The 19480-nt window shown below is 68.0% G+C and carries 15 protein-coding genes; 7 read left to right on the forward strand and 8 right to left on the reverse strand.

What is annotated here, in order from left to right; all coding sequences use genetic code 11:
- Positions 1-17: 17 nt before the first annotated feature.
- Positions 18-1496 carry a MocR-like pyridoxine biosynthesis transcription factor PdxR gene (gene pdxR, locus ACW173_RS15500; RefSeq protein ID WP_492080893.1) on the forward strand — a complete coding sequence of 493 codons (1479 nt, stop codon included), beginning with the start codon at positions 18-20 and terminating at the stop codon, positions 1494-1496.
- Here pdxR and ACW173_RS15505 read toward each other — a convergent pair.
- Positions 1493-3166 carry an amidohydrolase gene (locus tag ACW173_RS15505; RefSeq protein ID WP_492080895.1) on the reverse strand — a complete coding sequence of 558 codons (1674 nt, stop codon included), beginning with the start codon at positions 3164-3166 and terminating at the stop codon, positions 1493-1495. The two genes, pdxR and ACW173_RS15505, sit on opposite strands and share 4 nt — an antisense overlap.
- Positions 3167-3461: 295 nt before the next feature.
- Here ACW173_RS15505 and ACW173_RS15510 point away from each other — a divergent pair, with 295 nt between their 5' ends.
- Positions 3462-5690, forward strand: coding sequence for a TonB-dependent receptor (locus tag ACW173_RS15510; protein WP_492080896.1), 2229 nt, complete (start codon positions 3462-3464; stop codon positions 5688-5690).
- 13 nt (positions 5691-5703) lie between these two features.
- Complete coding sequence (locus tag ACW173_RS15515) at positions 5704-8928, forward strand: amidohydrolase family protein (protein WP_492080897.1); 3225 nt, start codon at positions 5704-5706, stop codon at positions 8926-8928.
- 46 nt (positions 8929-8974) lie between these two features.
- Here ACW173_RS15515 and ACW173_RS15520 read toward each other — a convergent pair whose 3' ends face one another.
- Entirely contained in the window at positions 8975-11362 is a 2388-nt protein-coding gene (locus ACW173_RS15520; protein WP_492080898.1) for a TonB-dependent receptor, read from the reverse strand.
- Between the two features lie 329 nt (positions 11363-11691).
- Positions 11692-12117: a hypothetical protein gene (locus ACW173_RS15525; RefSeq protein WP_492080899.1), complete on the reverse strand. Its 426-nt coding sequence runs from the start codon at positions 12115-12117 to the stop codon at positions 11692-11694.
- Between the two features lie 162 nt (positions 12118-12279).
- Between ACW173_RS15525 and ACW173_RS15530 the strand changes: the two genes are divergently transcribed.
- Both ACW173_RS15530 and ACW173_RS15535 read left to right on the forward strand, forming a co-directional pair.
- A complete protein-coding gene (locus tag ACW173_RS15530; protein ID WP_492080900.1) occupies positions 12280-12957 on the forward strand; it encodes a helix-turn-helix domain-containing protein in 678 nt (225 codons plus the stop codon).
- A gap of 64 nt (positions 12958-13021) precedes the next feature.
- Positions 13022-13390, forward strand: a complete 369-nt coding sequence (locus tag ACW173_RS15535) for a hypothetical protein (RefSeq protein ID WP_492080901.1) — start codon at positions 13022-13024, stop codon at positions 13388-13390.
- A gap of 53 nt (positions 13391-13443) precedes the next feature.
- Here the strand turns inward: ACW173_RS15535 and ACW173_RS15540 are convergent, their stop codons facing one another.
- The 3 genes from ACW173_RS15540 to ACW173_RS15550 all read right to left on the reverse strand — a co-directional run bounded on the left by ACW173_RS15540 (position 13444) and on the right by ACW173_RS15550 (position 15355).
- Positions 13444-13824: a helix-turn-helix domain-containing protein gene (locus ACW173_RS15540; protein ID WP_492080902.1), complete on the reverse strand. Its 381-nt coding sequence runs from the start codon at positions 13822-13824 to the stop codon at positions 13444-13446.
- Between the two features lie 62 nt (positions 13825-13886).
- Positions 13887-14960: a ThuA domain-containing protein gene (locus ACW173_RS15545; RefSeq protein ID WP_492080903.1), complete on the reverse strand. Its 1074-nt coding sequence runs from the start codon at positions 14958-14960 to the stop codon at positions 13887-13889.
- Positions 14945-15355, reverse strand: coding sequence for a VOC family protein (locus ACW173_RS15550; protein WP_492080904.1), 411 nt, complete (start codon positions 15353-15355; stop codon positions 14945-14947). The genes ACW173_RS15545 and ACW173_RS15550 overlap by 16 nt, the downstream gene beginning before the upstream one ends.
- Before the next feature lie 104 nt (positions 15356-15459).
- Between ACW173_RS15550 and ACW173_RS15555 the strand changes: the two genes are divergently transcribed.
- Positions 15460-15963 (forward strand): hypothetical protein, encoded by a 504-nt coding sequence (locus ACW173_RS15555; RefSeq protein WP_492080906.1) that lies wholly within the window; start codon positions 15460-15462, stop codon positions 15961-15963.
- On the opposite strand, the gene ACW173_RS15560 is transcribed toward ACW173_RS15555, so the two are convergent.
- Positions 15960-16976 carry an SDR family oxidoreductase gene (locus tag ACW173_RS15560; protein ID WP_492080907.1) on the reverse strand — a complete coding sequence of 339 codons (1017 nt, stop codon included), beginning with the start codon at positions 16974-16976 and terminating at the stop codon, positions 15960-15962. The two genes, ACW173_RS15555 and ACW173_RS15560, sit on opposite strands and share 4 nt — an antisense overlap.
- Before the next feature lie 146 nt (positions 16977-17122).
- Between ACW173_RS15560 and ACW173_RS15565 the strand changes: the two genes are divergently transcribed.
- Positions 17123-18523 carry an MATE family efflux transporter gene (locus ACW173_RS15565; protein WP_492080908.1) on the forward strand — a complete coding sequence of 467 codons (1401 nt, stop codon included), beginning with the start codon at positions 17123-17125 and terminating at the stop codon, positions 18521-18523.
- Here the strand turns inward: ACW173_RS15565 and ACW173_RS15570 are convergent.
- Entirely contained in the window at positions 18520-19416 is an 897-nt protein-coding gene (locus ACW173_RS15570) for a cobalamin biosynthesis protein CbiG (RefSeq protein WP_492080910.1), read from the reverse strand. The two genes, ACW173_RS15565 and ACW173_RS15570, sit on opposite strands and share 4 nt — an antisense overlap.
- Positions 19417-19480: the final 64 nt, after the last annotated feature.

Here is a 19480-nt window from a genome sequence, read left to right on the forward strand (position 1 = left end):
ACGAGTGGAGGGGGCCAATGGCGCGACCATGGAACATGGCGCTGGGCGAGGTGATCGACGCCTCCAAGCCGATGCCGCTGTATCTGCAGATCGTCCACGGTCTGATCCACGAGGTCGAGCGCGGCCGGTTGACCTCGGGCGCCTATCTGCCCAGCAGCCGGGGCCTGGCCACCATGCTGGGCGTCAACCGCAAGACCGTGGTGTTGGCATACGAGGACCTGATCGCCCAAGGCTGGCTGACCTCGCACGGCACACGCGGGACCATGGTCTCCGAGGTGCTGCCCAAGTCGGCGCCGATCCGCGCCACCCAGCCCGAGCGGGTGGTCGAGACCGTCGACGCCAAGGCCCCGGCCTATGCCTTCAACGCGCCGCCGGCCCGGCCGCTGGCCCTGCCCAGCGACACCCGCACCCGCCTGGACGAGGGCTCGCCCGACAGCCGGCTGTTTCCGGAGGAAGTGCTGGGCCGTGCCTATCGCTCGGCGATCCAGCGGGCGGCGCGCCACAACCGCATGCTCTATGGCGACCCGCGCGGCTCGGCGGGCCTGCGCGAGGGGATCGCCGAGATGCTGCGCACCGAGCGCGGACTGGCCGTGGGGCCCGAGAACATCTGCATCACGCGCGGCAGCCAGAACGCCATCTTCCTGGCCGCCCGCACCTTGATCGCGCCGGGCGACACGGTGCTGGTCGAGGCCCTGACCTACGAGCCGGCCGTGGCCGCCTTCCGCGCCTGCGGGGCCAAGGTCGAGGCCGTTGGCCTGGACGACCAGGGCGTCGATGTCGTGGACGTCGAGCGCCGCTGCCGGGAAGGGGGCGTGAAGGCGATCTTCCTGACCCCGCACCACCAGTTCCCGACCACCGTGGCCCTGCGGCCCGAGCGCCGCCTCCGCCTGCTGCTGCTGGCCCGACAGTTCAACTTCGCGATCATCGAGGACGACTACGACCACGAGTTCCATTTCGAGTCGCAGCCGCTGCTGCCGATCGCCAGCTACGCCCCGTCGTACGTGATCTACGCCGGCTCGCTGTCCAAGCTGCTGCTGCCGGCCCTGCGGATCGGCTACATCGCCGCGCCCAAGGCCTTCATCGACGCGGTGGCCCACACGGTGTCGCTGACCGACGGCATGGGCAACATGCTGACCGAGGACGCCGCCGCCGAGCTGATCGAGAGCGGCGAGCTGCGCCGCCACGCCCGCAAGGCCACCCAGGTCTACGCCGCCCGCCGGCTGGCCTTCGCCGAGGCCGTGACCGAGGCGTTCGGCGACCGCGTGCGGTTCAAGACCCCCGACGGCGGCCTGGCCTTCTGGCTGACCTTTCCCGACGAGAGCGACCTGGATCGCATCGAGGCTCGAGGACCGGAGCTGGGTGTCCGCCTGGCCTCGTCGCGCTCGTTCGCCAGCCGCGAGGGCGCCGGCCGGGGCCTGCGCATCGGCTTCGCCAGCCTGCGCGAGGACGAGGCGCGCAAGGCGCTGTTCACGCTCGCGAAGGCGGCGGGGATCTAGGCCGAGTACCGCGCCTTGCCGCCCACGAAGGTGTGCAGGACCTTCACGTCCTGGATCCTCAGCGGATCGATCGTGGTCAGGTCGGCGTCCATCACCGTCAGGTCGGCATAGTAGCCCGGCGCGATCTTGCCGGTGCGGTCGTCCATGAACCCGGCGAAGGCGTTGTTGAGCGTGTAGGCGGTCAGGGCCTGCTCGACGGTCACCTTCTGCTCGGGCAGCCAGCCGTCCGGATTGGCCCCGTCGATCGTCCGGCGGGTCACCGCGCCGTAGACGCCGGTCAGCGGGTCCAGCGGGCCCACGGGCCAGTCCGAGCCGAAGGTCACGGTCGCGCCGGCGTCCATCAGCGACTTGAAGGCGTAGGTGCCCTTCAGGCGCTCGGCGCCGATGCGCTTGATGGCCCAGCGTCCGTCGTCGATGGCGTGATAGGGCTGAACCGAGGCGATCACCTTCTGCTGGGCGAAACGCGGGATGGCCGTCGCGCTCAGGTGCTGGGCGTGCTCGATGCGGAAACGGCGATCCTTGACGCCGTTGGTCTTCTCGACGTCGCGATAGATATCCAGCACGTCGTCGTTGGCCTGGTCGCCGATGGCGTGGGTGGTGATGTGCAGGCCCTTGGCGTCGGCCGCCGTGATCCATTCGCGCAGATTGGCCAGGGTGGTGACCCGCACGCCGGTCTGGTCGGGCGCGTCGTCATAGTGCTCGTGGAAGACGGCGGTGCGCGAGCCTAGAGAGCCGTCGGCCAGGGCCTTCAGGCCGCCCCAACGCACCCAGTCGTCGCCGCGGCCTTCCTTGTCGACGATGGCCGCCATCTTCTCCCAGTCGGGCAGGGGGACGAAGGCGTAGAAGCGCACGTCCGTCTCGCCCTTGGCCCGTAGGCGGCGCAGCGACTCGTAGGTGCGCCAGTCCAGCTCGGGATTGTGGATCTGGGCGACGCCCTTGCTGAGGCCGTAGGCGATGCCCTGGCGCATGATGGCGTCGGTCTCGGCGTCGCTGATCGGCGGGATGACACGCTCGACCAGGGTCTTGGCGTTGTCCTTGACCACGCCCGTCGGCTCGCCATTGGCGTCGCGGACGATGACGCCGCCCGGCGGATCGGGGGTGTCGCGGGTGATGCCCGCCAGCTTCATCGCCACCTTGTTGAGCAGGTAGAGGTGCAAATCCGTGCGCGGCACCGCGACCGGCGTGTCGGGCGTCACCGCGTCGATCCACTCGTGGGTAGGCAGGGCGCCGCCCAGGCGCTGCTCGTCCCACGAGCCGCCCAGGATCCACTTGCCCGGACGGGCCTTGGCCACCGCGCCGATGCGGGCGGCGAAGTCGGCGCGGTCCTTGGCGCTGAGCAGGTCGGCTTGGGACAGGGTCGTCGAGCCGATCAGGAAGTGGGTGTGGTTGTCGGTAAAGGCCGGCGTCAGGAACGCCCCCTTCAGGTCGATGACCTTGGTCTTGGGGGTGACCAGCGCCTTGACCTGCTCGGCCCCGACGGCGGCGATCCGCTCGCCCACGATGCCGACGGCCGACAGGCGCGAGCCGCCCGCGCCGGGCGTCCAGACGCGCGCGTTGATCAGGGCCACGTCCAGGCCGCGCTCGGCCGCCAGCGCCTGCGGCGGCGCCAGCATCACCAGGCCCGCGCTCGCCCCAAGGCCAGCGCAAAGAAGGCTGCGTCGATCGATCATGGACCCCTCGTCATATCTCTCAGTCGGGCCAGCCTGATCGCTTCGCTCAGGGGCCGGAACATCCAATCCGTGGCTGGTCACGGGTCCAGCTTGCAAGCGCTTGGTCCCCTCGGCCTGCCATTTTTGGATGTTTTTGCTCCGCCACGAAAGGACAAGCCTCACCCTCACGAACGTTGTGACCGGTCGCTGAGCATCGCGAACCAAGCGAGCCGACCGCCGGCGTCCGTGGGGCTTCAAGGGGTTTGAACAGGGGCGTCGGTCATCTCGCCGTCGGCCCCAATAAGGGGATCGAGATATGCGCAAGACCAAACTGATGGGCGCGGCGTCGCTGTCGGCCTGCATCGTCGCGGCGGGCCTCTCGCTAGGAACGGCCGCCAGCGCCCAGACCACGGCGCAGCCGGTGACCGAGCTGGACGCCCTGATCGTCACGGCGACCAAGCGAAACGAGAGCGTGCGCGACGTCGCCATGCCGATCAGCGCGGTCAGCGGCGCCGACCTGCGGAAGGTCAACGCCAACAGCCTGGCCGATTACATCGTCCGCCTGCCCGGCGTGACCTTCAACGACTACCAGCCCGGCATCTCGGAAGTGGTGGTGCGCGGTATTTCGGCGACGACCTATCACGAGCAGGGCCAGACCACGACAGGCTACTACCTGAACGAAGTGGTGGTGGTCGAGCCGGGCTTCCCGATCGGCATCCCCGACGTCGACACGTTCGACCTGGAGCGGGTCGAAGTGCTGCGCGGTCCGCAAGGCACGCTGTTTGGTTCCTCGACCCTGGGCGGCCTGGTCAACTACGTGGCCAAGACGGCCAATGTCAGCAAGTACGAGGCCGCCGCCTCGGGCCTGCTGGGGACGACCAAGAACGCCGGCCAGGCCAACTACGCGGCCAAGGCGATGGTCAACATCCCGATCGTGACCGACAAGCTGGGTGTGCGCATCGTCGCGCTGCAACGCTTCGACGCCGGCTTCCTGGACAATCCGGGCACTAACGAAGACGGGGTCAACGACTTCCGTACCCGCGGTGTGCGTGGCTCGCTGGTGTTCGATCCGGGTAACGGGACCAAGCTGACCTTCCTGTCGGCCTACCAGGACAGCCTGCTGGACGACCAGACCTACCTCTCGCACGACTATGTCCGGAACACCCCGCGCGCCGAGCCGCAGGAGACCGACTTCTGGCTCAACAGCCTGCGCCTGGACCAGGACGTCGGCTTCGCGGACATGACCGTGATCGGCTCGACCAACCACAAAACCAACACGACGACCTATTCCTATCCCTACGCCTACGTGACCGGCGTCACGACCGGCGCGGCCTCGGCCTACAGCATCGGCGCGGCCAAGGCCGACATCGACACCCTGGAAGGTCGCCTGGCCTCGAAGGCGGACGACCGCCTCAAGTGGCTGATCGGCGCCAGCTACATGCGCGCCAAGAAGTCCAGCGCCGACCGTATCTACCAGCCCGGCGCGGCCGCCTATATCAACGCCCACCCGGGTGACTTCGGCGGCTACGGCGGCGCGATCCTGGCCCCGGGCGACGCGATCTACGGCTACATCTCCGACACCCTCAACAAGGACTTCGGGGTCTTCGGCGAGGTGTCCTACAAGTTCACCCCGCAGTGGGAGATCACGGTGGGCGGCCGCTACTACGACACCAAGAACACCGCCGAGATCACCAACGCCGCCGGCAGCCTGGGCGCGGGCAGCTTCTCGCCGACCGCCTCGTCGTTCGGCACCGGCCAGAAGGAAAACGGCTTCACGCCGAAGGTGACCCTGGCCTTCCGTCCGCAGAAGGGCGTCATGGCCTACGCCACCTATTCGCGCGGCTTCCGCGTGGGCGGTCCGAACCCGAACGCGGCGATCCTGGCCGGCATCCCGACCAGCTACGGCAGCGACACGGTCGACAACTACGAGGCCGGCCTGAAGACCACCCTGCTGGATAACCGCCTGTCCCTGGACGTCTCGGTCTTCCATCTGAAGTGGAAGGACATCCAGGCCCGCCTGTTCACCGCCGCGCCGTACTACTACTCGTACGTGACCAACGCCGGCTCGGCCAAGGTCGACGGCGTCGAATTCGCCGGCCAGTTCAAGGTCAGCCAGCACATCACCTTCAGCAACAGCACGACCTACCAGGAAGCCAAGCTGACGACCCTGCTGCCCGACAGCTTCGCGGTCGGCGGCGGTTACGCGGCCGGCACGACCCTGCCGGGCTCGTCCAAGTGGTCGACCTCGAACACCCTGTCGTTCGAGTTCCCGGAAGTGAAACTGGCCCCGACCTTCGAGGTGGCGCACCGCTACCTGAGCAAGGCCCCAGTGGCGTTCGGCAATCCGAATACGCGCGGCGACTTCAACATCTTCGACCTGCGGGCCTCGATCGCCCCGACCGACAAGGTCCGGGTGCTGGGCTTCGTCAACAACTTCACCAACGAGTACGGCATCCTCAACGCGCCCTTCACGGACCAGGCCGCTCCGGCCTATTCGATCGTGCGTCCGCGCACGGCGGGCGTGCGCGTGGACGTGACCTTCTAAGAGCTCGAGTAAAATGCGGCGGACCCTTCCGAACACTTCGAAAGCGGTTCGCCGCGTCCTCCTGGCGGCGACGATGCTGGCTTCGGCCAGCGCCGCGGCCGCTGACGGCCTCAGCCTGAAGCCGGCGCGCACCCTGCACCTCACCCTGGGCGAGGCCACCTGGATGCAGCCGGATCTCTCGCCCGACGGCAAGACGATCGTCTTCAACCTGTTGGGCGACATCTACGTGATCGACGCCAAGGGCGGGGAGGCCCGGCCGGTCCTGACCGGTCAGGCCTTCGAGACCGCGCCGGTCTATTCGCCGGACGGCAAGTCGATCGCCTTCGTCAGCGACCGCTCGGGCGTGACCAACCTGTGGGTCGCCAACGCCGACGGGACGAGCCCGCGCCAGGTCAGCCGCGAGGACAAGCTGACCGTCTTCGCCACGCCGGTCTGGGCCCCGGACGGCTCGGCCGTCTACATCTCGCGCATGAAGCACCCGGTGCTGGCCTTCGAGCTATGGCGCTTCCCGCTCGACGGCTCTGAGGGCAAGGCGGTGGTCAAGGCCCAGCCGAATGGCGAGGACTGGGACAATCGCATCAACGCCATGGGCGCGGCCATCACGGCCGACGGCCGCTACGCCTATTACGCCCGCAAGACCGGCCACACCTGGACCGAGAAGGCGCCGCCCGCCTGGTCGATCGCCCGCCGCGACCTCAAGACCGACGTCGAGGACGTGATCATCCAGGGGCAGGGCGGGGCGATGAGCCCTGCCTTGTCGCATGACGGTCGTTTCATCGCCTATGCCAGCCGCTGGAAGAACCAGACCGGCCTGCGCCTGCGCGAACTGGCCACGGGCGCCGACCGCTGGCTGGCCTTCCCGATCGATCATGACGGCCAGGAGCAGGGCTACTATGCCGGCCTGACGCCGCGTTTCACCTTCACCGCCGACGACAAGGCCCTGATCGCCAGCGTCGACGGCAAGCTCCGGCGGATCGAGGTCGCCACCGGCGCCGTGACGCCCATCCCGTTCACCGTCCACGCCAAGGTCGACCTGGGTCCGCTGACCCGCGTCAGCCAGGTCGAGGAGACCGGCCCGGTTCGCGCCCGTCTCATTCAGGCGCCCAGCGTCTCGCCGGACGGCCAGCGCTTCGCCTTCACCGCTCTCGGCGGCCTCTACGTTCAGGACCTGAAGCCGGACGGCAAACCGGCCAAGGTCAAGGGCGCGCCGGCCCAGGCCTTCCAACCGCGCTGGTCGCCGGACGGCAAGGCGCTGGTCTTCGTCACCTGGGACCCGCGCGAGGGCGGGGCGATCTGGCGGATGCCGGCCAGCGGCGGCAAGGCCGCGCGCCTGACCGATGACGGCGCCTTCTACACCGAGCCGACCTTCTCGCCGGACGGCGCGTCGATCGTGGCCCTGAAGTCCAGCCAGTACGATCGCCTGCGCCGGGCCAGCGAGGCCTCGCCCGACTGGCCGACCGACATCGTCCGCGTGCCGGCCGCTGGCGGTGCGCAAGCGCTGGTGGCCCATACATCGTCGGCCCGCCTGTTGTCCTTCGGCGCCGATCCCAAGCGCGTGCGGTTCTATGCGGGCGCCGTCCAGTCGGTGGCGCTCGAGGGCGACGAAAAGCCCAAGGCCGAATTCGTCGGCAAGGTCCGCCCCTGGTCGCAATATGTCGGCGTCCAGGTCCCGGCCGAGGAGATCAAGCTCAGCCCCGCCGGCGACAAGGCCATCGTCCGCACGGCCGCCGAGCTCTATCTGGTCGACGTCCCGGCCGTCGCCGCCGACAAGACTCCGGAGGTCAATCTGGAGACGGCGACGTCTGGTTTCGTGAAGCTCACGAAGATCGGCGCGGACTTCTTCGACTGGGCCGACGGCGGCAAGTCGATCGTCTGGTCGGTCGGCTCGACCCTGCGCAAGATCGCGGTGGCCGATATCGACCGCGCGTCGCCGGGCGCCAGCGAGGCCAAGGCCTTGGCGGTCAGCGCGCCCGTGGAGGTCCCGCGCGACATTCCCGCGGGGGCGATGGTCCTGCGCGGCGCCACGGTCGTCACCATGCGTGGCGACGAGGTCATCCAGAACGCCGACGTCGTCGTCTCGAATGGCCGCATCGTCTCGGTCGGCAAGGCCGGCGTGGCGCCGCCGCCCAAGGGCGCGGTGGTCCGCGACGTCGCGGGCAAGGTGATCACCCCCGGCTTCATCGACGCTCACGCCCACTGGTTCGACATCCGCCGGCAGGTGCAGGACCCGCAGCCCTGGTCGTTCCTGGTCAGCCTGTCGTTCGGGATCACCAGCAGCCTGGACCCGCAGACCTTCACCAACGACCAGTTCGTCTACCAGGACATGGCCGACGCCGGCCTGACCCTGGCCCCGCGTCTCTATTCGACCGGGCCGGGGGTGTTCATGGCCAGCCGCATCGACAGCGAGGCCGAGGCGGAAGACGTCCTCAAGCGCTATCGCGACGAATACCAGACGCGGAACATCAAGTCGTACATGGTCGGCGACCGCGCCCAGCGCCAGTACATGGTCGAGGCCGCCAAGGCCTTAGGGATGATGCCGACCACCGAGGGGGCGTCCGACCTCAACCTCAACCTGACCCACGCCCTGGACGGCTTCTCGGGCAACGAGCACGCCCTGCCGGTTTCACCGCTGCGTGAGGACGTGGTGCGGTTGTTCGCCCTGTCGCGCACCAGCCTGGTGCCGACCCTGAACGTTCTCTACGGCGGCGAGCCGCCGCTGTTCGACCTGATCATCACCCGCCGGCCACAGGATGAGCCGCGCCTGAAGCGCTTCATGCCGCCGGGCGTCCTGTCGTCCAAGCTGGGTGACCGCCATTGGACGCCGCCGGAGAACATGTCCTACGCCAGCTTCGCCAAGGACGCCCTGGCCATCCAGCGCGCCGGCGGAGTCGTGGGCCTGGGCAGCCACAGCGAGGTCCAGGGCCTGGGCTTCGCCTGGGAGATGCAACTGTTCGCCTCGGGCGGGGCGACGCCGCTCGAGACGATCCGCGCGGCGACCATGGGCTCAGCCGAGGCCATCGGCCGGACCCACGACATCGGCAGCCTGGAGCCGGGCAAGTTCGCTGACCTGCTGATCTTCGACGCCGATCCGCTGGCGGACATCGCCAATGTCGAGAAGCTGGGCCAAGTGATGAAGAACGGCCGGCTCTACGACGCCGCGACCCTGGACGAGGTGTGGCCGGTCAAGCGACCGCTGCCCGCGCGGTGGTTCGCCAACGAAGCGCCGATCCAGCCCTAGTCGCTAGCGTCGGCGGGTTCCATCGAAGCCCGCCGACGCCCCGGCCTTAGAAGTCGGCCGAGATCGTGAACTGCACCGTCCGGGGCGGGGCCGGGCGGAAGCTGGCCGGCGTGTTCACCGTCGTATTGATCGTGCCCAGATAGTCCTTGTCGAACAGGTTATCGACATTGACCCGGGCCTTGACCTGGCTGAACGGCCCGGCCGCGAAGCCGTCGCCGATGTCGATATAGGCGTTGACGATGGTGTAGCCGCCGACCTTCTCGCTGTTGACGAAGTTGGTGAAGCGGCTCTCCAGGTGACGGGCCGAGACGTTGACCAGCAGGCCATCGAACGGCTCGACCGTCACCCCGGTCGTGAACACCCAGTCGGGGAAATCCGGCACCTTCTTGCCCGCGATCGCCAGGGTGGTCGGCGTGGCCGTGGTGCTGGCGCGATAGTTCAGGACATCGTCCTGGAACTTGGCGTCGTTGTACGAGACGTTGGCGTTGAAATAGGCCTTGCCGGCGAAGACCTCGGGCTTCCACTGGCCGCTGAACTCGACGCCCTTGGCCTTCACCGCCCCGACGTTCTGGAAGAAGGTCTCGGTCACGCCGCCGCCGCCGGGCACCAGGGACGCGAACGCCTGCAGGCGGTTCTTGAACTCCGTTTGGTAGGCGACGATCGAGGCGTTGAACGTGCGGTGATTGGCGCGATAGCCGATCTCCCAGTTGGTCGAGGTCTCGGGCTCGGGCGCTGTGACGGTCGGGCTGGCGGCCGAGAAGATGTCGTCGGCCCCGCGCGGCAGGGCCATGTTCTCCGAGTACGAGGCGAACACCTGGTCGCGGCCGGTCAGGCTGTAGACCGCGCCGACCTGCGGCAGGAAGCTGTCTTTCCAGTTGGCCTTCAGGATCGGGTGACGGCCGTTGATGTAGTCGGCCGGATTGCGATAGCCGGCGATCTTGTAGTCGATGTCGGTCGCCTTGAAGCCCAGCTCGACCTTCAGCTTGGCCTCCAGCAGGGTCAGGGTGTCCTTGACGAAGAACTGCTTGGTCTCCCGCAGCGACTTGTAATCCCGCTGGGCGTGGACCCGCTCGTTGAACAGCGGCGCGCCGTCGGGATTGCCATTCTCGACGTTGTAGCGGTTCTGGGTGCGGTGGTAGTCGTCGTTCTCCAGCCAGAGACCCGCCTCGATCTTGTTGAAGCCGAGATGCCAGGAGACCTTGCCGGTCACGCCCTGGCGGACGCCGTCGACGCCCGATAGGCCGTACTGGATGCCCTTGGGGGCGACGATGCCGGCCACCTTGCCGACCTCGGCGTCATAGCTGGCCTTCGAGGTCGCATAGGCCTCGGGCGAGACGCCGTAGCCGCCCTTGTCCTCGTAGTAGGCCGTGGTGGTCAGGTCGACATTGTCGGTGATCGGCGTGTTCAGCGTCAGGCCATACAGGTGGTCCTTCCGCTTGTTGACCGCGAACTTGTAGTATTGAGCGTAGTTGGCGTTCGAATAGGTCGGGCCGCCGGCCACGGCTGGCAGGTTGGTGGCCGTCTGGGCCGTGCCGGCCGCGCCGGGGGTAGGGACCACGCCCAGATAGGCGAAGTACCGACCGGACCGCCCGAACAGGTCGCCGGCCGTACCCGCGTACTGGGCTTTGCTGATCGACGGGCTGTCGTAGTCGAAATAGTCGTTGTGAACGGTCTGGAAGCTGATGTCGCCGCCGTTGGGCAGGGCGTAGCGCAGCTTGCCCTCATAGTGCTTGCGGTCGATCGTGCCCGGGCCGCGCCACAGGTCGCCCTTGATCCACGAGCCGCTGGCGTAGCCCGAGAAACCGCCGTGCTCGCCAGTCTCCAGCCGCAGGAAGCCGCGCCGCAGGTTGTCGCTGCCCAGGGTGCCGCTGATCGCGCCGCCAGCGTCCTTCGAAGGCGCTTGGGTGAAGTAGTCGACGATCGGGCCCAGCGAGGCGTAGCTGGGCAGGGCGACGTCGCCCGCGCCGGCCGAGGCGGTCACCCGCAGCAGGTTCTCGTTGTCGACATAACGATAGATCGGGCTGCCGCCGAACTGGTCGCTGCGGCCCATCGGGATGTTGTCCAGCAGGAAGCCGATCTGCTGGAAGTTGAAGGCCCGCACCGAGACTGAATTGCCGAACTCGTACATGCCCAGGGCGTCGTTGGCCTGGACGTTGAAGCCGGGGAGGGACTCCAGCATCTTCAGGCCGGTGATGCCCGCCGGCGCCGACAGTAGCGCTTCGCGGGTGATCGAGACCGTCGCGGTGGCGTGGTCGGTGCCGATCGCGACACTGGCCTCGGACAGGCGCTTGCCGGTCACCACGACGGTGTCGACCTCGGACGCCTCCTGGGCCAGGGCGGGGGTCGCGCCGCCAAGCACGGTGGCGGTGAGCAGAAGCGCGCGCAAGCCGGTGGCCGCGTGCCGTCGGTTTCGAATGGTCATCACTATCCCCAATCACTTTGATCGAGATAGCGTTGCCGTGGCGTCGTCTTGGGTAAATTCGGAATTTCTCAGGACAAGGACATATGTTCAATCAGTCCTGATTGCGCTCAGTGGTGTTCAATTCATGAACATCGCAAATATAGACTACGATATTCGCAATGCAGTACGTCGTCGCGACCTGTAGAGATGGCGACGCACTGGAACTGCCGGCTGATCTGACGGGTATGGGGTGGGAGACGTCAAGCCTCTCCGCCTGGCTGGGCGTGATAGGGTCTTAATTGCGAACGAAGTCGGCGCCCGACGCGCGAACGCCGGGCGCCGACTTGATCAGGCTGGTCGTGTCAGCGATCAGCGCGCGCTCGAACGCCGCGCGCCTCGACCAGGCTGTAGGACAGCGCAGCCAGGAAGATGAAGTAGAAGATCCACAATGAGATCACGTAGCCCCGCGCCATCAGGGTCGGGTCGAGGATCATGCCCAGATGGGCCATGACGGTCGCCAACTCGACGCCCGCGGCCAGCAGCAGCCAGGCGCGGTCATATCTCAGGGCCAGGACGACAAGCAGAGCGCAGAACGTCACATCGACCAGCGCCACGCCAAGCAGGGGCCAGCGACCGCCGCTGAGGCGCTGGGCGTAGGGGGAAATCAGATACGCCGCCAGGGACGCCAGGGCGACGATGCGCTCCGGACGGCCGCCACGCCACATCACCACCAGGGTGACGATCGGCGTGAGGGCCGCCCCAAGGGTCTGCACGGGTGAATGGGACATTGGCGCCTCCCAGGGCGATAGGACTGTCGAAGGCGTGTCGCGGTCAAGCCGGGCAAAGCGCTCGTTCGGCGTCGGGGACCTTGCTCGGCGCTCGTATGTCGTGAGGTAATGCGCCGGCGCGGAGCTTCGTCTCGTCCGCGTCGCGCGCGGATGTGCTTGGCCATGAATCGCTTCGACCGACTGACTCCGCGCGAGCGCGACGTCCTCTTGGGAGCGGCGCAGCTGAAGTCGTCCAAGGAGATCGCCTTCGATCTCGATCTCCGCAAGGCCACGGTCGACAAGCACTTCGCCAGCGCCATGGGCAAGCTGGAAGCCGTGACGCGCCGCCAGGCGGCGATGGCGCTGGTCATCCATCTGAGCGAGGCGGGCCTCCCCATTTTGTACCAGGGGCGCCCAATACCACTTCCGTTCGAACCTTCACCGCTCGCCAATGAAACGGCGAAAGGAGTGGTCCATGTTCGACCCGACGGAAGCGGTTCCAGCCTTTCCGGCGATCAGCTGGAGCGACCTGGAAGCGATCTACGAAGACCTGGCGGTGACGCGGGTGGAGAAGGAAGCCGTGCAGCATCTGCTGACGATCACGCGGCTCATGAGTCCTCACCTGTCTCCGCTCGATCTGATGCGCGAGATTATTTGCATCGCTCTCGTGCTGACGCCCGCGAGCGATCCTTCGCCGAGCGGATACGCGCCGCCCCGCCGAGTCGGTCCAAGGCCGAGCGGCTGATCCTGATCCTGGCGGCCGCCTTGGCGTCCGTCGTCCTCGCCCTGGTCGTCCTGGCTCTGGTGATCCAGGTCGGCCACCTGTCCGACTCCTACGACGCCTGGCTCAGGCGTCGGTAGGCCGGACAACACCTCATCGAACCTCTCCAACAAGGAGCCCGCCCGCCGGCGGGATCGAGACCGCATGCAAAGACGCGAAATTGCTCAATCCGTCGCCGACGCCTTCTTCGAGGCCGAACGCGCCGTCGATCTGGCGCTGGAAAAGGCGGCCCATTTCATCGCTCATACGTCCGGCCTGCGACGGGATCACAACTTCTCGGCCGTGCTGGGACACGAGGGCGTCACCGCCATCACGCGCTCGATCGAAACCCTGGGTCAGACGCGGGCGCATATGATGACCGCCCATGCCGCGCTCGCCGCGGCCGCGCCGCAGATCGGCGTGCGCCCCGCGACCTTGCATGGCACGGGCGTCGACAAGCCCGACACCAGCGTGCCTCCGACCGGTGAGATCGCCGCGCCGCGGATCGTGGGCGACCAAGGGCGCGCCGCCTGAGGCCGGAGCGCGGCGGCCGCCGACGGTCGCCGCGACATCCGCCGAACGCAAGATCAGGAGGCCAGGGTCTCAGCCAGATCGGTCAGCACACGCTGCTGCACCGGGGTCAACTGCGTGAAAGCGACCGCCAATCGGTTCGAGTTCGGCGCGGCCAGAAAGTCCACGAACTGGCGCGTCAGGCCTGTATCTTCGCTGGTGTCCAAACCCTCGAAAAAGGCGCTCGGCGCGAGTCCCAAGGCCCGAGCGGCCTTGTAGAGCTTCGAGGCCGAAATGCGGTTGGCGCCGGTTTCGTACTTCTGGATCTGCTGAAAGGTGACCCCGAGGGTTTCTCCCAGATCCTGTTGCGTCACGCCGGCGGCCAGGCGCCTCGCGCGAAGCAGCTTTCCGACGTGAACGTCGATGGGGTCTGGAGCGTCCGGGGCAAGCGCGTTCATGTGCAACCCTAGACCGTAGTGGGGCGCGAGCTCAAGCCTTGGGCGCGGCGCGGCCTGGATGTTCAGTCTGGAGATCCGTTGGACGGGATCGAATCCGATCTCGCGACGACCTCCGCGAGCAAAGCCTTGTAGGCCGTCTCGAACGGGGCCTTGTCGCTGTCGGGCTTGGCCGGCCACAGCGGGCGCAGGGCGGCTGTGCGGCCGGCGGCGTCGCGCAGCCAGGCGGAGTCGGTCTTGGCCAGCTTGGCGACGCGGGCCTCGACATCCGCCTTGGGGCGACCGTCATAGGCCAGCAGCGAGCGCAGGGCCCACAGCGCCTGCTCATCGGCATTCGGCTTGGCGGCGCCCTCCTTTGCCGCGAATGGCGCGCGATGGGCGGTCCAGCGCACGGCGTCCAGAATCTGGGCGCGGTAGCGCGGGTCGTCCCAGGTGCTGGGGGTGTGGCCGAGATTGGTGTGGAACAGGCGGCCCTGGCCGATCTGGCGGGTCCAGGTGATCGGCACGAACCACGGGCGCTTCAGTGGCGTCTCGGTGAAGTCCAGGGCCTGCAGCACGCGGACCTTGGCGGGGTCATAGTCCGAGTACTGATAGATCTCCTCGGCGAAGGCGAAACGGGCTGGCCAGGCGGTGTTGAGCGGGTCCTTGCCACCCAAGGCCTGCACGGTGATAGGCGTGCCCTGCGTCCACGGGTGGCCGGCGAACTTGCCGTTGATGAAGGCGGTATAGGTCTGGCCGGGGCCCGTATAGTCCCAGTGGGTGTCGGTCGAGCTGTGCAGGCCGACGAACCCGCCCTTGCCGCTCTCGACCCACTTCTGAATGGCGGCCCAGCTCTCGGCGGGAATCGGCAGCTCACCGGTCGTGTAGAAGGCCAGGACGTCGACGTCCTTCAGCTTTTCGGGCGTGATGGTGCGGGCGTCCTGGGTCGACTCCACCGTGAAGGCCCCCGACTTGGCGCCGATCTCGGCCAGGGCGATCTCGGACGGGGTCGGGCCATTGCTGTTCTTGGGCCGCGCGACCGGCCGGTGCACGAAGCCGACCGACTGGTCGAGGTACAGCACCCGGATCTTGGGCGCGGCTTCAGCGGCGGATGTCGAGAGCGCGGCCACCGCCGCGATGAGGGTCAGCAGGCGGGCCATTGTTCTTCTCGGTTCTTGGGTTGCAGCAGGTCCCAGCGATTGCCGGAAAGATCCTCGAACACCGCCACCGTGCCGTAGGCCTCATGGCGGGGCTCTTCCAGGAAGGTGACGCCGGCGGCGCTCATGCGGGCGTGGTCGCCGGCGAAGTCGTCGGTGTGCAGGAACAGCCAGACGCGGCCGCCGCCCTGATTGCCGATCGCCTGGGCTTGATCGCCGGTGGCGCGGGCCAACAGGAAGTTCGTGCCATCGCCGCCGGGCGAGACCACGACCCAGCGCTTGCCGTGGCCCATGTCGGTGTCTTCGACGAGCATGAAGCCCAGCTTGCCGACATAGAAGCCGATCGCCTCGTCGTAGTCGGCGACGAGCAGGGACACGAGAGCGACGCGGCGGGCCATTTGCGACTCCTTGTTCGGGGCCGATTGCATAGCATGCGTCAGCCGGTTGTCAGCGTCGGGGTTCTAAACCCTGGCCCATCCTTCCCGAAGACTGGAGAAACGTCATGAACCGCTTCCTCATCCTGACCCTCGCCGCCTTCGCCATCGCCCCGGCTCCGGCCCTGGCCGACGGGCCCAAGACCAAGGTCACCGAGGTCGCGGTCAAGGATATCCCCGCCGCCGTGGTGTCGGTGGTCAAGGCGGCCGCGCCGGGCATGACGATCAAGGAAGCCGAACTGAAGGAACGCGCCGACCGCCGCTACTACGACGTCGAGGGCGTGATGCCGGACGGCTCGGAGATCGAGTTCGACCTGCTGGAGAAGAACGGCGCCTGGGATATCGTCGAGACCCAGCGCGACATCGCCTGGGCCTCCGCCCCGCGGCTGGTGCGCGACACGGCCGCGGCCTCGGGCAAGGCCATCAAGCCCGTCCGCGTGATCGAGAGCAAGCAGGCCGACGGCATGGTGATCTACGAGCTGTTCGCGGCCGGCAAGCCCGACGAGCCCTCGATGGAAGTCAGTCTGAAGGACGGCAAGGCCAAGGTGCTGGCGGAGGTATGGCCGCACTAGCCACCGTTATACCCCCCGATAATCGGCAGGATCTCACCCGTGATGTAGCTCGAGGTCTGGGGTGAGGCCAGGAAGACGTAGGCCGGCGCGATCTCCTCGGGTTGCGCCGCCCGCTTCATCGGGGTCTTGGCGCCGAACTGGGCGACGTCGGGGCCCAGCTTGTCGGCCGGGTTCAGCGGGGTCCAGACCGGGCCGGGCGCCACGGCGTTCACGCGGATGCCCTTCTCGATCAGGTGCGTGGCCAGCGAGCGGGTAAAGGCGTGGATGCCGCCCTTGGTCAGGGAGTAGTCCAGCAGGTCCTTGTTGCCCAGCAGGCCGGTCACCGAGCCGGTATTGATGATCGATCCGCCGTTGGGCAGGTGCTTCACAGCCGCCTTGGCCATGTGGAAATAGCCGTAAAGGTTAGTGCGCAGCGTGCGGTCGAAGTGCTCCTCGGTCAGGTCCTCGAAGTCCAGGACGTGCTCCTGGAAGGCGGCGTTGTTGACCAGGATGTCCAGCCGGCCGAACTCGGCGACGGTCCGCTCGACCGCCGCCTTGGCGTAGGCCGGGTCGGCGACGTCGCCGGGCAGCAGGATGGCGCGGCGGCCTTCCTTCTCGACGGCGGCCTTGGTCTCTTCGGCGTCGGTGTCCTCGCTGAGATAGCCGATGGCCACGTCCGCGCCTTCGCGGGCGAACAGCACCGCCACGGCCCGGCCGATGCCGCTGTCGGCTCCGGTGATCAGGGCGACCTTGTGCTCCAGCTTGCCCGAACCCTTGTAGAATGGCGCGTCGTACATCGGGGCCGGATCGAGCTTGTACTCCTCGCCCGGCTTGGCCTGGTGCTGCTCGGGGAAGGGCGGGGCCGGGTAGGGACGAGCGCCAGCCTGCATGGCGTGGCCGCGCTTGTCGTCCTTTTCCTCTTTGGGTTCGAAGGACCGCTGCTCCTTGGCGTCCAGCGGAGCCTGGATATCGCGTTCGGCCTGGGCGACGTGTTCGCCGGCATTCTGGAACTCGGGGGTCTGGGTCTCGGCCATGGCGCGCTCCGCTCTGCTCCGCATTGGGGGACTGAGCCCGGAAAACCACTGGCTCGGCGCGATGTTCCAAGCGGGACCGAATGCGTGTTGCCGCAAAAGCGGGCATGGGCCACCTTGCCGGCCTTCTTTGACATCTGGTGACGACCATGCCGCGCGACGCGGCCGGAACGACGCTTCCTCCGAAGCGGCCGCGCGGCCCCATCATGACCGATCTGATCGAACTGCTCCGCCTGGCGGGGCCGGTGATCTTGTCGCGCCTGGGCATCATGGTCATGGGCCTGACGGACGCCATCGTCGTCGGCCACTTCTCGGCCCAGCAGCTGGGCTTCCACGCCATGGCCTGGGCGCCGTCGTCGATCTTCGTGACCATGAATGTCGGGCTGCTGGTCGGCATCCAGGTGATGACCGCCCGCGCCATCGGGGCCGGCAAGCGGCACGAGACCGGCGCGGTGCTGCGGCGCGGGCTGACCTACGGCCTGTGGCTGGGCCTGGGCTCGATGGCGCTGCTGGCGCTGTTCGGTTCGCTGTTCCTGCACAGTCTGGGCCTGAAGGACGGCCTGGCCGACGGCGCGACCGCGCCGCTGATCGTCTTCTCGCTGTCGCTGCCGGTCTATTCGGTGTCGGTGGCCCTGACCTTCTGGCTGGAGGGCCTGTCGCGGCCGGGGCCGGGCGCGGTGTTCATGTGGCTGGCCAACATCGTCAACCTGGCCGCCAACCTGCTGCTCGTGCCGGGGACCTTTGGCCTGCCGGCCCTGGGCGCCACCGGCGGCGCCTGGTCGACCTTCATCGCCCGCACAGCCCTGGCGCTGGCCCTGGCCATCTACGTCCTGCGCATGAAGGAGGCCCGCGAGCTGGGCGTCTTCGACAAGCCGGCCAGCGACCGCCCGGCCGAGATCGAGCAGCGCAAGATCGGCTACGGCGCCGGCGCGTCGAACTTCTTCGAGGTCTCGGCCTTCGCCGGCATGAACCTGGTCTGCGGCTGGATCAGCGCCCTGGCCGTCGCCGCCTATACGGTGGTGCTGAACGTCTCGGCGATCATCTTCATGATCCCGCTCGGCATGGCGACCGCCACGGCCGTCCAGGTCGGCAGGGCCTATGGCGCGCGCGATCCGGAAGGCATGAAGCGCGCCGGCTGGATCGCCTTCGCGGTGATCGCCGCCGTCGGCGTCCTGTCGGGCCTGGTGCTGTATCCGACACGCCACTGGGTGGCCCTGGCCTACACGACCGACCCGGCGGCGCTGACGCTGATCCTGCCCGCCCTGGTGCTGGCCTGTTTTTTCCTGGCCCCGGACGCGGTGCAGGTGGTGGCCGCCCAAGCGCTGCGGGCGCGGGGCGAGGTGTGGGTCCCGACGGTGACCCACCTGATCAGCTACGCCCTGGTCATGGGGCCGCTGGCCTGGTTCCTGGCCATCCCGCGCGGCATGGGCCTGAACGGGGTGCTGATCTCGATCATCGTCACCAGCTTCCTGGCGGCGGGCTTCCTGCTGACCCGGTTCCGGATGCTGGACTGGCGGGATCGGAGGCTGGCCGAGGAGGAGAGCGCCTAGGCCCCCAGGATCCAGCCTTCTTCCGTCTCGGCGGCCACGACGGCGTCTTCGGACAGGCTTTTGGGCGCGGCGAAGATCGCGCCCAGCTTGCCGGCTTCGTCCAACTTGGCGAAATGCTCGGCCAGGCCGCGCACCTGGGCCAGGTCCTTGACCTCGCCGGCGCCCGGGACGGCCTTGATCAGCGACGGATAGACCTCGGCGACCACGGTGGAGACGCCGTCCAGGTCAGCCTCGGTCAGGGCCTTGAAGCCGGTCTCGAACGGCCACACCCGCACGGTCTCGCCGCGCGCGTCCTTCAGGCGGCGCACGGCCGGGATGCCGACGATCGCCTGACCGCCGACCGAGCCGTTGTAATAGAGCTTCCAGATCGAGTGCGCGCCTTTCGCAGCCTCGTCCGCATAGCGGAACTCCGGCAGGTCGTCCGGACCATGCTCACGCGGGCGCTTGGGCTGCAGGGTCGTCAGCGCGTCCTTGGGCGGGCAGCCCCAGAACGGGAACGGGCCGCCGGTCAGGCGCCGGTTGATCTCCGAGCCCACGCCAAAGCGGTTGTTGGTGTTGTCGGCCTTGTCCTTGACCATCTTGGCCAACTGGTCCCAGACCGCGCGCCAGCGGGTCTCGCCCGGCAGGGCCAGCGCCTGCGAGAGCCCGCGCGGAAAGCCCAGCGGGAAGTCGAAGCCCACCAGGGCGCGTTCGCCGCGCTTCTTCAGGTCGTCGAGGACGGCGGCCAATCGCGTCTCGGCCTCGCCGCGGGTCGCGGGGTTGTAGCTCTCGAAGGTGAGCCGGAAGCGCACGTCGCGCTTGAGCACGCCGATCCAGATGGAATCCGCGCCGGTGGTCGGCTTGGCCGCGGCGCTCCAGTCGACGATCACATAGGCGCTGAACAGACGCGACACGGCACGCGGCTCCGAGAGAGAAACGAAGCCGCGCTTCTACTCCCCCGGGAGCCTTCCGGCCATA

Source organism: Caulobacter sp. ALps2 (assembly GCF_058681635.1).